Source organism: Cupriavidus sp. C1SS-2L (assembly GCF_057073735.1).
This window is the reverse complement of record NZ_CP172710.1, coordinates 134,074-146,536: the sequence shown is the minus strand read 5'-3', so window position 1 is coordinate 146,536 and position 12,463 is coordinate 134,074. Positions and strand designations below refer to the sequence as shown.

The 12,463-nt window shown below is 61.6% G+C and carries 6 protein-coding genes and 6 pseudogenes; 8 read left to right on the top strand and 4 right to left on the bottom strand.

Translation table 11 applies throughout. From position 1 onward, the window contains the following. Window positions 1–798, top strand: a pseudogene (locus ACIGJG_RS31355) (Fic family protein); the annotation flags it as partial. Between the two features lie 148 nt (window positions 799–946). On the opposite strand, the gene ACIGJG_RS31350 reads toward ACIGJG_RS31355, so the two are convergent. Next, window positions 947–1,921, bottom strand: a complete 975-nt coding sequence (locus tag ACIGJG_RS31350) for an IS5 family transposase (protein ID WP_483672899.1) — start codon at window positions 1,919–1,921, stop codon at window positions 947–949. Between the two features lie 62 nt (window positions 1,922–1,983). Between ACIGJG_RS31350 and ACIGJG_RS31345 the strand changes: the two are divergent. The 3 genes and pseudogenes from ACIGJG_RS31345 to ACIGJG_RS31335 all read left to right on the top strand — a co-directional run. Continuing rightward, window positions 1,984–2,571: pseudogene (locus ACIGJG_RS31345) on the top strand (Fic family protein); the annotation flags it as partial. 275 nt (window positions 2,572–2,846) lie between these two features. Beyond that, entirely contained in the window at window positions 2,847–3,410 is a 564-nt protein-coding gene (locus ACIGJG_RS31340) for a hypothetical protein (RefSeq protein WP_483674265.1), read from the top strand. Next, window positions 3,403–5,767: pseudogene (locus ACIGJG_RS31335) on the top strand (TOTE conflict system archaeo-eukaryotic primase domain-containing protein). Before ACIGJG_RS31340 ends, ACIGJG_RS31335 begins: the two are co-directional and overlap by 8 nt. Before the next feature lie 175 nt (window positions 5,768–5,942). On the opposite strand, the pseudogene ACIGJG_RS31330 reads toward ACIGJG_RS31335, so the two are convergent. The 3 genes and pseudogenes from ACIGJG_RS31330 to ACIGJG_RS31320 all read right to left on the bottom strand — a co-directional run. Beyond that, window positions 5,943–6,080, bottom strand: a pseudogene (locus ACIGJG_RS31330) (type VI secretion system baseplate subunit TssE); the annotation flags it as partial. A 580-nt stretch (window positions 6,081–6,660) separates the two neighbouring features. Then, the gene (locus ACIGJG_RS31325; RefSeq protein WP_483674264.1) at window positions 6,661–8,352 is read right to left on the bottom strand and encodes a methyl-accepting chemotaxis protein; all 1,692 of its coding nucleotides are present in this window, start codon (window positions 8,350–8,352) and stop codon (window positions 6,661–6,663) included. Window positions 8,353–8,522: 170 nt separating this feature from the next. Further along, window positions 8,523–8,727 (bottom strand): annotated as a pseudogene (locus ACIGJG_RS31320) (IS3-like element ISBvi3 family transposase); the annotation flags it as partial. A gap of 232 nt (window positions 8,728–8,959) precedes the next feature. On the opposite strand from ACIGJG_RS31320, the gene ACIGJG_RS31315 reads away from it, so the two are divergent. The 4 genes and pseudogenes from ACIGJG_RS31315 to ACIGJG_RS31300 all read left to right on the top strand — a co-directional run. After that, a complete protein-coding gene (locus ACIGJG_RS31315; protein ID WP_483674263.1) occupies window positions 8,960–9,934 on the top strand; it encodes a MerR family transcriptional regulator in 975 nt (324 codons plus the stop codon). An 18-nt stretch (window positions 9,935–9,952) separates the two neighbouring features. Further along, complete coding sequence (locus ACIGJG_RS31310) at window positions 9,953–10,555, top strand: lipocalin family protein (RefSeq protein WP_483674262.1); 603 nt, start codon at window positions 9,953–9,955, stop codon at window positions 10,553–10,555. 250 nt (window positions 10,556–10,805) lie between these two features. Continuing rightward, window positions 10,806–11,732, top strand: coding sequence for a fasciclin domain-containing protein (locus tag ACIGJG_RS31305; protein WP_011295986.1), 927 nt, complete (start codon window positions 10,806–10,808; stop codon window positions 11,730–11,732). Window positions 11,733–11,821: 89 nt separating this feature from the next. Next, window positions 11,822–12,433: pseudogene (locus ACIGJG_RS31300) on the top strand (TIGR01777 family oxidoreductase); the annotation flags it as partial. Window positions 12,434–12,463 lie beyond the last annotated feature (30 nt).

Sequence of the window (12,463 nt, the reverse complement as noted above, 5' to 3'; positions counted from 1 at the left end):
ATGTCCTCTGCCCACGCCTTGCTAGAAAGCATTCGGAAAGCCTCCGCGGGATTGATGCTCAACGAATTGCTGGCACAGCATCCCGACGTTGCGCGGCGGACAGCACAACGCTGGATCAGCCAATGGATCGATGGCGGACAGATCAGGGCGATCGGCGAAGGGCGCGCCGGTCGTTATTTCGTGGCAAAAACGACAGAGGTTGCCACGACCGCCACGGATCGGGACCGTTTCCCGGGTTACATCCCGATTTCCGCAGACAGCCGAGACATCGTGGCGTATATCGATCAGCCCCAGGAAGCGCGCAAGCCCGTGGGTTACCAACGCGACTTCCTTGACGCCTATCAGCCCAATGTCACACGGTATCTGTCGGAATCGCTTCGGCGTCAGCTACACAAGATGGGCAAGACGGCCCAGGCTGATGCCCCCGCTGGAACCTATAGCAGGGCTATTCTGAACAGGCTGCTGATTGACCTGTCATGGGCATCGAGTCACTTGGAGGGGAACACCTATTCCCGCCTGGACACCCGTGAGCTGATCGAGCACGGGAAGGCGGCGCAAGGCAAGGCGGCCATTGAAACCCAGATGATCCTCAACCACAAGACAGCCATCGAACTGCTGGTGGAGAACATCGGTACGGTCGGTTTCGACCGATATACCTTAATGAACCTGCATAGCGCCTTGTCAGAGAACCTGTTGCCCAACCCTGCCGACGAAGGCAGGATTCGCCAGCACGCCGTGGACATTGGCCAAAGTGTTTATCGTCCCCTGTCAGCACCACAGCAAATTGAGGACGCACTAGGGCTACGCTGAACAAGCTGGGTAAATTGAGTGACGCAAGTTGATCAGGAGCCCGTTCGGCCGGAAAAATAGCTGTGGCGATGCGAATTTGCCTTCACGCGCCCCCAATTGGGGTGTGTTGACGGGGCGCCCGCCCCGCATTCGCCCTTTATGGGCGGACTGCTCCCATCAGATGCCCTCGACTCAAGTAGAGATTGGCCAGCGCCAGCGCCGTGAAGGCACGGCCGGCGTTCTTCTTCAGGCCACGGTAGCGGACTTTCGTGAAGCCCCACAGGCGCTTAACCACGGCGAAGACATGTTCAACCCGGGCCCGGATCTTCGATTTGTTACGGTTCTTCCCGCGTTGCACTTCGTCAATCTCCCCGTTCCTGCGGGTCCGCTGATTGGTGAAGTCCTTGGCGTGCGGCGCCTTCGATGCGATCAGCTCCTGCTGACTGGCGTATGCGCTATCACCGTAGACACGCCGCTCCTGCCCATGCAGTAGCTGGGGCAGCGCATGCTTGTCGTGAACATTGGCCGGCGTCACCACCGCGGAATGAGCCAACCCGCTCTGACTATCCACGCCAATGTGCAGCTTCATGCCAAAGTACCACTGCTGGCCTTTGCGGGTCTGATGCATCTCGGGGTCGCGCGACTTCTCTTCATTCTTCGTCGAGCTGGGCGCACCAATGATCGTGGCATCGACAATGGTGCCGGTCTTCAGCTTCACGCCATTGGCTTGCAGGCTTCGGCCAACCTCCGCGAACAGCCGTTCGGCAAGCTGATGTTTCTCCAGCAGCCGCCGAAACTTCAATACCGTGGTGGCGTCCGGCACCGGCTCACGACCCAGGTCAATTCCTACGAAGCGGCGCAGGCTGGCGCTGTCATACAGGGCCTCCTCGCAAGCCAGATCTGCCAGGTTGAACCAGTGCTGCAGAAAGTGGATGCGCAGCATCCGCTCCAGACCAATGGGCCGCCGGCCATTGCCAGCCTTCGGATAGTACGGCTCAATCGCGGCGCACAATGCCGCCCACGGCACGATCTGCTCCATCGTCGCCAGAAATTCCTCACGTCGCGTTGGCTTGCGGTGTTGCTCGAAACCTGCGCATTGGTCTGCACCCGCTGCCAACGTCATCTGCTTCATGTTCTTCTCTTTGCGCTCGTGATTCTTCAAATAACGCGCCTTCTCACGAACCGGAGGACTTGATCAGCATTGCCCTAGATGTCCTGCTCGATAAAGTGAATCAAATTGCCGATCCCTTTGAACAATCATTCTTCGTGCTGGTGCACTTGCCATACCTGCAGCCATTCGCGGACGTCAACAAACGCACCTCGCGCCTAGTGGCCAATCTGCCGCTGTTCCGTGCAAACCTTTGTCCACTGACGTTCCTGGATGTGCCGGAGCAAGCTTATAGTCGCGCCATCCTTGGCATGTATGAGATGACCCGCGTCGAATTGCTGCGTGATCTCTACGTTTGGGCCTACGAGCGCTCAACGCAAGAATACCTGGCCATCAGACAGGATCTGGCGGAACCCGATCCGCTACGGCTTGCCTGGCGGGATGTGATCAAACAAACGATCCGGGACGTCGTGCTGCAACCCGATCAGGATGCGCTATCCGTGATTCGGCAGGTCGTCACGGCAACAGTGCCAGAGGTTGATCGTGACAACGTGCAAGCGCTGATCGTGGAAGAACTCCGACGGCTGCACGAGGGCGTACTGGCCCGCTACGGCTTGCGCCCCTCGGAGCTTGCAGCCTGGAAGGCGTCCCTGGTGGTAGGGCCTCCCAACTGATTACATTGCCGCCAAGTGAACAAACTCTACACTTTGCATCCTCCCGATAGGGATCGCGGCGTGGAAGCCTCTCCTGAAAAAAGGGAAGCCCGCGCAAATTCTATGATACCGAAGCCCGGTGCTGCCACTGGTCAGCAGCTAAACGACGCAGGGAGCGGCGAATGAAGGCGCGGCCAGCCCTGCCTTGTCGGACGTGCCGCGCCGAAGCGAACCGGTGTACGACCGCGCTGCTACCAGCGAAGCGGGCGCGGATCTTCCACAGTAGGAGCCTGTCAATGCCGAACGTAAGCCCAAAGGCCGCCCGCAAATTATCGCCATCCTGGAGCGATGTCAAAGCCAAGCTGGCCGACTTCGACCGTGCCGGCCTGATCGGGCTGATACAGTCCCTGTACGTAACAAGTAAGGACAACCAGGCCTTCTTGCACGCCCGGTTTACGCTGGGCCAGGATGTGCTGAAGCCATACAAAGTGACCATCGACCGCTGGCTGTGGCCGGATCTGTTCAAGAACCAGGACACCTCAGTCGCCAAGGCGAAGAAGGCGATCTCGGAGTACAAGAAGACCAATGGCCGGCCGGAAGGCATGGCCGAACTGATGGTGTTCTATTGCGAACGAGCTTCCGGCTTCAGCGCTGACGTTGGCTACCAGGACGACGGCTATTTTGATGCTTTGGTGCGGATGTTCGAGCAGTCGCTGCAAATGATCGCTACCTTGCCTGATACACAGCGGCGGCCACTCTGGTCACGCCTTGCCCAAGTGCGCCGCACCAGCGACAATTTCGGCTATGGAGTAGCCGATGACATGGACGCATTGCTGGCCGAATATGGCGTCGATGGCTGATTGTGATGCGTTTGCCGTGCTGCAAGCCGAGAACGCCCGCCTGATCGCGTTACTGGAATCGCATGGCATCGACTGGCGCTTGCCGGCGAAGGAGGCCGCGCAATGCGTTCAGGAGGCAGAACAGCGGCATCTTTCCACGGTCGACAAGGTGGCGCTGTTCCGCCGGCTATTTCGCGGCCGCACGGATGCCTACCCGATCCGCTGGCAGAGTAAATCCACCGGCAAGTCTGGCTACGTGCCGGCTTGCGCCAACGAATGGCGCGCCGGCGTTTGCGAGAAGCCGCGCATCAAATGTGGCGACTGCGGCAACCGATTGCTGATCCCGCTCTCGGACCAGGTCATCTACGACCATTTAGCCGGCGAGCACACGGTGGGCATCTATCCGCTGATGGAAGACGACACCTGCTATTTCCTCGCCGCCGATTTCGACGAGGCCGAGTGGCGGGACGATGCCCGTGCCTTTGTGCAGTCCTGCGGGGAACTCGGTGTGCCGGTCTCGCTGGAGATTTCCCGTTCCGGCCAGGGCGCGCATGCCTGGGTCTTCTTCGCCGGCAAGGTGTCGGCGCGCGATGCACGCCGCCTGGGCACGGCAATCATCAGCCACACCTGCTCGCGCACCCGGCAGCTCAAGCTCGCCTCCTATGACCGCCTGTTTCCCAACCAGGACACGATGCCCAAAGGTGGCTTCGGCAATTCTGATTGCCCTGCCACTGCAGAAGCGACCGCGTGAGCACGGCTGCAGCGTGTTCGTCGATGCCGACCTTCATCCCTATCCCGACCAGTGGGCGTTCCTAGCGTCAATCCGGGCCATGGTACCGCACGACATCGAGCCAACCATATTTCGTGCCACGGGTAGTGTCCACCCGTTGGATGTCACCTTCATCGGCGATGAGGACTTGGCCACGCCATGGAAGCACGACACTTCGGCGGCAAAGAAGCTCACAGGCCAGATGCCGGAGTCGTTGACTGTGACATTGGCCAACCTGATATATTTTGAGAAGGCGCAACTGCCGCAGCCGCTGGCCAATCGCCTGATTCGACTGGCGGCATTCCAGAATCCCGAGTTCTATCGGGCGCAAGCGATGCGGATGTCGGTGTGGGACAAGCCGCGTGTGATCGGCAATGCTGAAAACTATCCGCAGCACATCGCCATGCCGCGCGGCTGTCTCAATGCCGCGCTGGAACTGCTGCGCGACAACGGCATCCGCTGTCATCTACGCGACGAGCGCTACGCGGGTGAGCCTATCGATGTTGACTTCGTCGGCGCGCTTCGCCTCGATCAGGAGGCCGCTATTGCCGGGATGTTGCAGCACGATGCGGGCGTGCTATGCGCACCGACCGCCTTCGGTAAGACGGTAACGGCGGCAGCCATGATCAGCCGCCGCGGTGTGAACACTTTGGTGCTAGTACATCGCACGGAACTGCTCAAGCAATGGCAGGAGCGCCTGCAAGCCTTTCTGGGGGTCGGCAAAGGCGTGGTTGGCACCATCGGCGGGGGCAAAGCCAAGCCTTCCGGCAAGATTGACGTCGCCGTAATGCAATCTCTGTCACGGCAAGGCGAAGTCAACCCGCTGGTCGAGCACTACGGCCATGTCATCGTCGATGAATGCCACCACATCGGCGCCGTGTCGTTCGATGCGATTCTTAAACGGACCAAGGCGAAGTACGTGCTCGGCCTGACCGCCACCCCGGTTCGACGTGATGGCCAGCAGCCCATCATCTTCATGCAGTGCGGGCCGATCCGGTACACGGCGGCGAAGCCAGCCAGCGCGCCTCACGCCTTGGAAGTTGTACCGCACACATGCCCCTCGCGCATCGAGCTGCCGACCGCGTCTGGCATTCAGGATGTGTTCCGGCACTTGGTCCACGATCAGGCCCGCACTGACGCCATCGCTGCGCAAGTGCTCGAGGCTTTTAGGCAAGGTCGCAAGATTTTGCTGCTTACAGAACGCACCGAACATCTCGACGCCATCCAGGCTGCACTGGGCGGGCAGATTTCCCCCCTCTTCGTACTGCACGGGCGACTGTCGAAGCCGAAACGCGCCGCATTAATCGCGGCGCTCGACGCCCTACCAGCCGACGCACCGCGCGTCTTGCTGGCGATCGGCAAGCTGGTTGGTGAAGGGTTCGACCACCCTCCACTCGACACCCTGGTGCTGGCAATGCCCGTGTCGTGGCGGGGAACCCTGCAACAGTACGCGGGCCGCCTACACCGCGAACATGCCGATAAGACCGACATACGGATCATCGACTTTGTCGACACTGGTCACGTGGCATTGCTGCGGATGTGGGACAAGCGTCAACGGGGGTACCGGGCGATGGGGTATCGGATGGTCGGAGGGGCCGGGACAGAGTGATTATTTCCCTGCAGCTGGGGCCCTACGAGTGCTTCTTCGCCGATCCGCCGCGCGCCTACATCAGCGGGCCCGCCGCGAGGTCGGTGCCAGCCTCCGCCGCGGCGTCGGTTGCCGCCAGCAGCTGTTCGCTGCCGGGATTCGCGGTCATCAGGCGTGAAGTGACGAGGTCGTCGCGGCGGCGGCTGTTAAGAATGCGCTGGATGTTGTCCTGCACCGAGAGGAAAGCCTGTGCTGCCGCATCGAATTCGTCGACCGCGAAACCATTGGCAAAAAATCCCGTCACCGTCTCGAAGAGCCCCGGCCCGCCACGCATCCCCCCTCGCTGCCGCCTCGCTGCCCACCACCGCTTCCTCGAAGCCCAGCCCGATGCCTTCGTCCTCGAAATACAACAGGTAAACCGCATTCGGCGCCTGCCGGCCTTGACGCGCAGCGGCTACGCCCGCTCGGACAGGCCGGACAGCCATTGCTCGTGCATGCGATCCACGTGCGCCAGATCGACCCGAGATCATGCCTCCGCTCGCCCGCGGCCTTCGAGGCGATTGAAACGGTGATACCCTGGCATGTCGCGTCACCGAAGCCGAACAGCTCGCCCAACCAGAGGTGTTCGACTTTCTGTACCCTGGTCGGCGACCATTTTTCGACGCTGTGACACGCTTTGCGGCGCAGAGACGGCATTTACTGGGCTACCTGCTCGGCGTCGCCAACTACGAGTCATGCCAGAAAGCCATGTCAAAGATCCAGGTCGAGATCGGGTCCATCCCAGGAAGTCCCAACGACACCATTGCATCCGCGGCAACCGTTCGCCATGAAGTAACCGTCAGCGGAACCCGTGTTGACCCGGGAGTAATGCTCCGGCAAGTCGTTGGCGTTGTGAGGGCTGCGGATGCTATGGCTCACGGCCGACGATCTGATGTCAGAACTGATAGCCTCGGTCCTGCCAGTACTGCCAATCGGCAATGGCCTTCTGCGTCATCTCGTCGCTCGCCAGTGGCACGAGTTGCGCTGACCTTCGCGACCACGCCGTCGAGCTTAAACTGGCTCATGGCGTGGGTCAGCTGTTTGGCCTGATGTCGCAGGCTCTCGGCCGCTGCGGCGGTCTCTTCCACCAGTGCGGCGTTCTGCTGCGTCATCTGGTCGAGTTGCTGTACCGCATCATCTACCTGCGAGATTCCCTGGGACTGCTCAGCGGCTGTGTTCGTGAGTTCGCTGATCATTTGGCTGACGCGCTGCGCCTGGGTAACGATCTCGTGCATGGATATGCCGGCCTCGTCGACCTGCTTCGTGCCGGCCTCGACCTTTTCGACGCTGGCGCCAATGAGGCTCTTGATTTCCTTGGCCGCTTGGGCACTGTGTTGCGCCAGGGTACGGACCTCGCCGGCCACCACCGCGAAGCCGCGTCCTTTCTCGCCCGCCCGCGCGGCTTCCACAGCGGCATTGAGCGCCAGGATGTTTGTCTGGAAGGCGATGCCGTCGATGACGCCAATAATGTCGGCGATCTTCCTGGACGATTGGAAAATATCCTGCATCGTGCCCACCACCTGGCCGACCTTGTCGCCGCCCACGCGGGCCGCTTCGGCGGCCTGCGAAGCCAGTTGATTGGCCTCGCGTGCGATCTCGGCGCTGGTCTTCACAGTGCCGGACAGTTGCTCCATGGACGCCGCCGTCTGCTGCAGGTTACCGGCCTGCTCTTCGGTGCGCCGACTCAGATCGGCGTTGCCGCTGGCGATCTGCGTAGTGCCGGTGGCGATGCTGTCACTGCTGCTGCGCACTTGGCCGACGATCTGGGACAAGCTGGACTGCATTTCACCCAGCGACGCCAGCACGCTGCCGCCCGGTGCGGCTGAGGCTCCGACCACCGGCGAGAGGTCGCCTTGCGCCACGCGCTTGGCCACTTCCCCAAGTTGTGCCGGCTCCGCACCGAGGGCGCGTGTCAGACTGCGGGGGATCAGCACCCCGGCCAGCACCGCAGCAGCAAAGGCCACCAGGCAACCCACGAGCAGCAGGTTGCGCTGCATCGCGTAGTCCGTGGCAGCCTGGGTGACGAGATCTTCTGATTGCTTGCTCGTGAAGTCACGATAGTCATGCGCCGCACGGATCAGCGCGGCCAGCAAGGGCCGGCAATCCGCATTCATCCTGGCGACGGCCTCTTCGCGCTTGCCTTGCGACGCCAGTTCGACGATACCTAGCGCCACGGGTGAATATTTCGTCTCCACCTCGGCAATCTTGGCCACCAGAGTGCGAGCCTCCTGGGAGACGCCAGGATCGGCCGCCATCTTCGTCAGCTTGGCGATTCGGGTCTGCACGTCGTCGTGTACCGTCGTGACCTCCGCCTTGATGGTCTCGCGGTCCTGCGGCGTGGCGGCGTTGACCAGGTCACGCGCCAGGATGGCACGACGCTCAATGGCCGTGCGAACTTCGTAGGACAGCAGCAGTTGAGCGTTGAAGCCCTGAACGAAGCTCGCAAAGCGATCGTTCGCGTCGTTCAGCGACTTGACCGCCAATCCTGCGACCAGGGCGATCAGCACGGCCAGCGTGGCGAAGGCAAAGGACAGTTTAGCTCGGACTGTCATGTTCTTGATGTTCATTTCGGCTAATGGCGTTTAAAACAACGTTGGTAATGGCGAACTGCGATGCTGAGCTGCCGGCCCAGAATCACGCCAACGACCTCGCCTTGCTGCGCGACATGGCGCAGTTGCGGTACGCGTCGGCACAGCTACCTCTCGACTGATCCTGCCTCGGTTCCACGTACAGCAGCTCATGCAGCCATGCGCCGGGATTCGTAGTCGACGGGGGCAAGGTAGTCGATAGAGGTGTGCAGGCGTCGCCGACTGCAATAGCCAACCATCAGGGCCTCTCTCCGTGGGCGCGTTGTCCCAGGCGTTGGCACGCCGACTCATCGAGACTTTCATCTCGAATGCGCTAGCTATCGCCCGATAGGCCGAGCTAGCGTACTGGCTGCCGCGAAAGCCTAGCTCCCTGGGGCCGGGGTGGTCGTAATCGAACTCGCCGAGCACCTGCGCCGCGTCGATGTTACGCGCCGGGTTGAGCGACAGGCCCGATCCGATGACTGCGACTTCCATGGCCTTGTTCCGTAGTGGTTGCTGGTGCAGCCCGCGCACTGCCCTTGTGCAGCAATATACTAGACAAATTCATTTTTGTCTTAGACAATTAAGACCAAAGAGTTCATTGACCATGAATACCCTGACACAACCCACTACCCTGACATCGTCTGGATCCCCTGATACCGGTCTGCCGATTGCCTCCGTCGAGCAAGAGACCGGACTGGGCAAAGACACCTTGCGCGTATGGGAGCGGCGCTACGGATTCCCCACGCCTTCGCGCGATTCCTCGGGTGACAGGCTCTATAGCGCCGCGCAGGTGCAGCAGCTCAAGTTGATCCGCAGATTATTGGATGCCGGCATGCGGCCGAACAAGGTAGTGGGCCTGGACACTGCGCAGTTACAGGCTCTACTGACCCAACACACCCCTGCCTCGCCAGAAGTTTTGTCCACGACAAACTTGTCGAACAACGAGCCCGATGCTTTGCAGGATGAGTTGCTCAACGCGATTGCCACGCATGATCCCCGGGCGCTCCGGCACGGGCTAAGCCATGCCCAGATGCGCATGGGTCTGGCGCCTTTCGTGACTGATCTGGTGGCACCTCTGACGACTGCGGTGGGCGATGCCTGGGCCCAAGGGCGCTTCGAGGTTTTTGAGGAACACCTGTACACCGAAGTGCTCACCGGCGTGTTGCGCCATGCCATCGCCTCGCTGACGCTGAAACCCGTTCCCCAAGGTCCAAAGGTACTGCTCACCACCCTGCCGCAGGAGCAGCACAGCCTGGGGCTGCTGATGGTCGAAGCGCTTTTGGCGCTGGAGGGCTGCGCATGCGTTTCCCTGGGCACGCAGACGCCGGTGACCGACATCGTCCAGGCCGCGCAGGCACATCAGGCGGACGTGGTAGCCCTGAGCTTCAGCAACGTCCACAAGGCGGCAGTCGTGCATGCCAACCTGCGCGAGCTGCGCGTGCAACTGCCGAGTGCCACTGCGCTGTGGGTAGGCGGCGCGTGCAACGCCCTGTACCAAAAACCGCTTGCGGGCATCAGCGCCGTACAGCATTTGTCCGGCTTGCAACCGTTGGTAACCCAATGGCGCCAGGCCCACTGAATTCGCGGAGGGCTTCGCATGCTCATCTGTTCGCGCACGCATCGCAAGGCGTTTTCTTACCTTTCACGCGGCCAGCGACTGGGCTTGCTGGCACTGCTGCTGGCGTGCACTGCCCTGGTGGCGGTCGGTTGCGCCAGCACCCGCCCTCCGCCGAACGTGAAGGCTGTCACGCCTTTTGACTTACAACGCTACGAGGGCCGCTGGTATGAACTGGCACGGCTGGACCATGCTTTCGAGCGCGGCATGACCGATGTATCGGCCACTTATACCGCGCTGACTGACGGCAGCGTGCGCGTGGTCAATCGCGGCTATGCACTCACCACAGGCCAGTGGCGCGAAGCCATTGGCAAGGCATCGTTCACCGGCGCGCCCACCACCGGCTCGCTCAAAGTGTCCTTCTTCGGGCCGTTTTACGGCGGCTACCACGTGGCCGCGCTGGATCCGGACTACCGCTGGGCGCTCGTGCTGGGGCCAGACACCAGTTACTGCTGGATTCTGGCGCGCGACAAGCAGCTACCTGTCGCGCAGCGCGATGCCATCGTGGCGCGGGCGCGGGCGCTGGGTGTCGATACCTCGGCGCTGGTCTGGGTGACGCACGAGCGCCGGGACCCGGCACTCTGAGCGGAGGCTGGCCATGGCCGACACCGTCGTCTGCTCCAAGCGCGGCTTGCGCGTGCCCGACCATGCACCGCTGGTGCTCACCCCGCACGACCCGGTGCCGTCCTTGCACGTGCTGGAGCCCAGTCGCTGATTCATGACCGTCCTTCAAACAGGCAGATGCAGTGTTCGATTGATAGACAGGAGGCAACAGATGAGGGAATGAACATCACTTCCACAGTGTTTTGTTTCTTGGAAATCAAGGAGAGGCACCATGTCAATTTGGATGAAGAAGTTGCTGACTGTCCTGACTGTTGCGTTCATTGCCGGCTGCGGTGGCGGCGACGATCCACCCGGAAACGTTATTCAAGTAGCGCAGAGTGACAGCAGATTCAGCATTCTGGCGGAAGCCATTCAGACCGCAGGGTTGACCGATACCTTGGCTGCACCGGGGCCGTACACCGTTTTTGCGCCAACGAATACCGCATTTTCAGCGCTGCTGGGCGAGCTTGGCGTCAGCAAAGACCAGTTGTTTTCCAACAAGGCGCTGTTGACCGCGGTCCTCAAATATCACGTGGTTGCTGGCCAGGTAAACAGCAGTTCAGTGCCGCTGGGCAAAGCCATTAATCCAGTCGGCGGGGGCTATTTCAAGATTGACAAGACAGGTTCAGACCTCATCATCACGGATGGGCGCAATCGCAAAAGCAAAATCGTTCAGGCGGATATTGCGGCATCCAATGGCGTCATCCATGCCATTGACGAGGTGCTATTGCCAGCCGATAAAACTGTTGTGCAAACCGCAATCGCCAATCCGGATTTCAGCATTCTGGTGGAGGCTGTGACCGCCGCAGGCTTGGCCGACACACTGAGCGCGCCCGGGCCCTTCACGGTTTTTGCACCGACCAACGCGGCCTTTGCGTCGCTGCTGACTGAGCTGGGCCTCACCAAGGCGCAATTGCTGGCCAACACGGCGTTGCTGACCAAGGTACTGACCTACCACGTGGTCCCAGGCCTCGTGTTGAAAGCCGACGTGCCGGTAAATACGCCAATCAAGACGGTCGAGGGTGAAACCTTCACGGTCAGCCCGGCTCTCGCCATCACCGACCAGCGAGGGCGTCAGGCGAACATTGTGGCAACCGACGTGCTGGCATCCAACGGTGTCATTCATGTGCTGGACAAGGTGATTCTTCCTGCGCCTTGAGCGGGTGCGCGGTGCACGGGGCGCGACCACGCGGCGTGCACCGCTGCCGGGGACCGGTAACCCCCGCAACATTTGAAAGGAAGAACTCCATGCGCATTCTGCTCACCGGCGGCACCGGCCTGATCGGCCAAGCCCTTTGCCAGCACTGACAGCGCCAAGGCCACGCGCTCTGGGTCTGGAGCCGCGACCCGCAGAAGGCACAGCGCCTGTGCAGCGGCGCGCAGAGCATCGCACCGTTGCAAGCGCTGGACGGCAGCGCGCCGCTGGACGCCGTGGTCAACCTAGCGGGCGCGCCGATTGCCGATCGCCCGTGGACCCAGGCCCAGCGCGATGTGCTGTGGCGCAGCCGCATCGACCTGACGCGCACCTTGGTCGACTGGATGGGCCAACAAGCCACATCACCGCGCGTCCTCGTGTCAGGTTCGGCCGTCGGCTGGTATGGCGACGGTGGCGACCAATGGCTGGCCGAAGACAGCGTGCCGGGAAACGCCGACTTCGGCAGCCGCCTGTGCGTTGCCTGGGAACAAGAAGCTGAGCGAGCGCGCCAGTGGGGCGTGCGTGTGGCGCTGCTGCGCACCGCGCCGGTGCTAGTGGCACGGGGCGGCATGCTGACGCGGCTGCTGCCGCTTTTTCGACTGGGCTTCGGCGGCCGGCCGGGCAACGGCCAGCAGTGGATGCCCTGGATCCATCTCGACGACAAGGGGCAAGGGTCCTCGACGCAAATTCGCCGT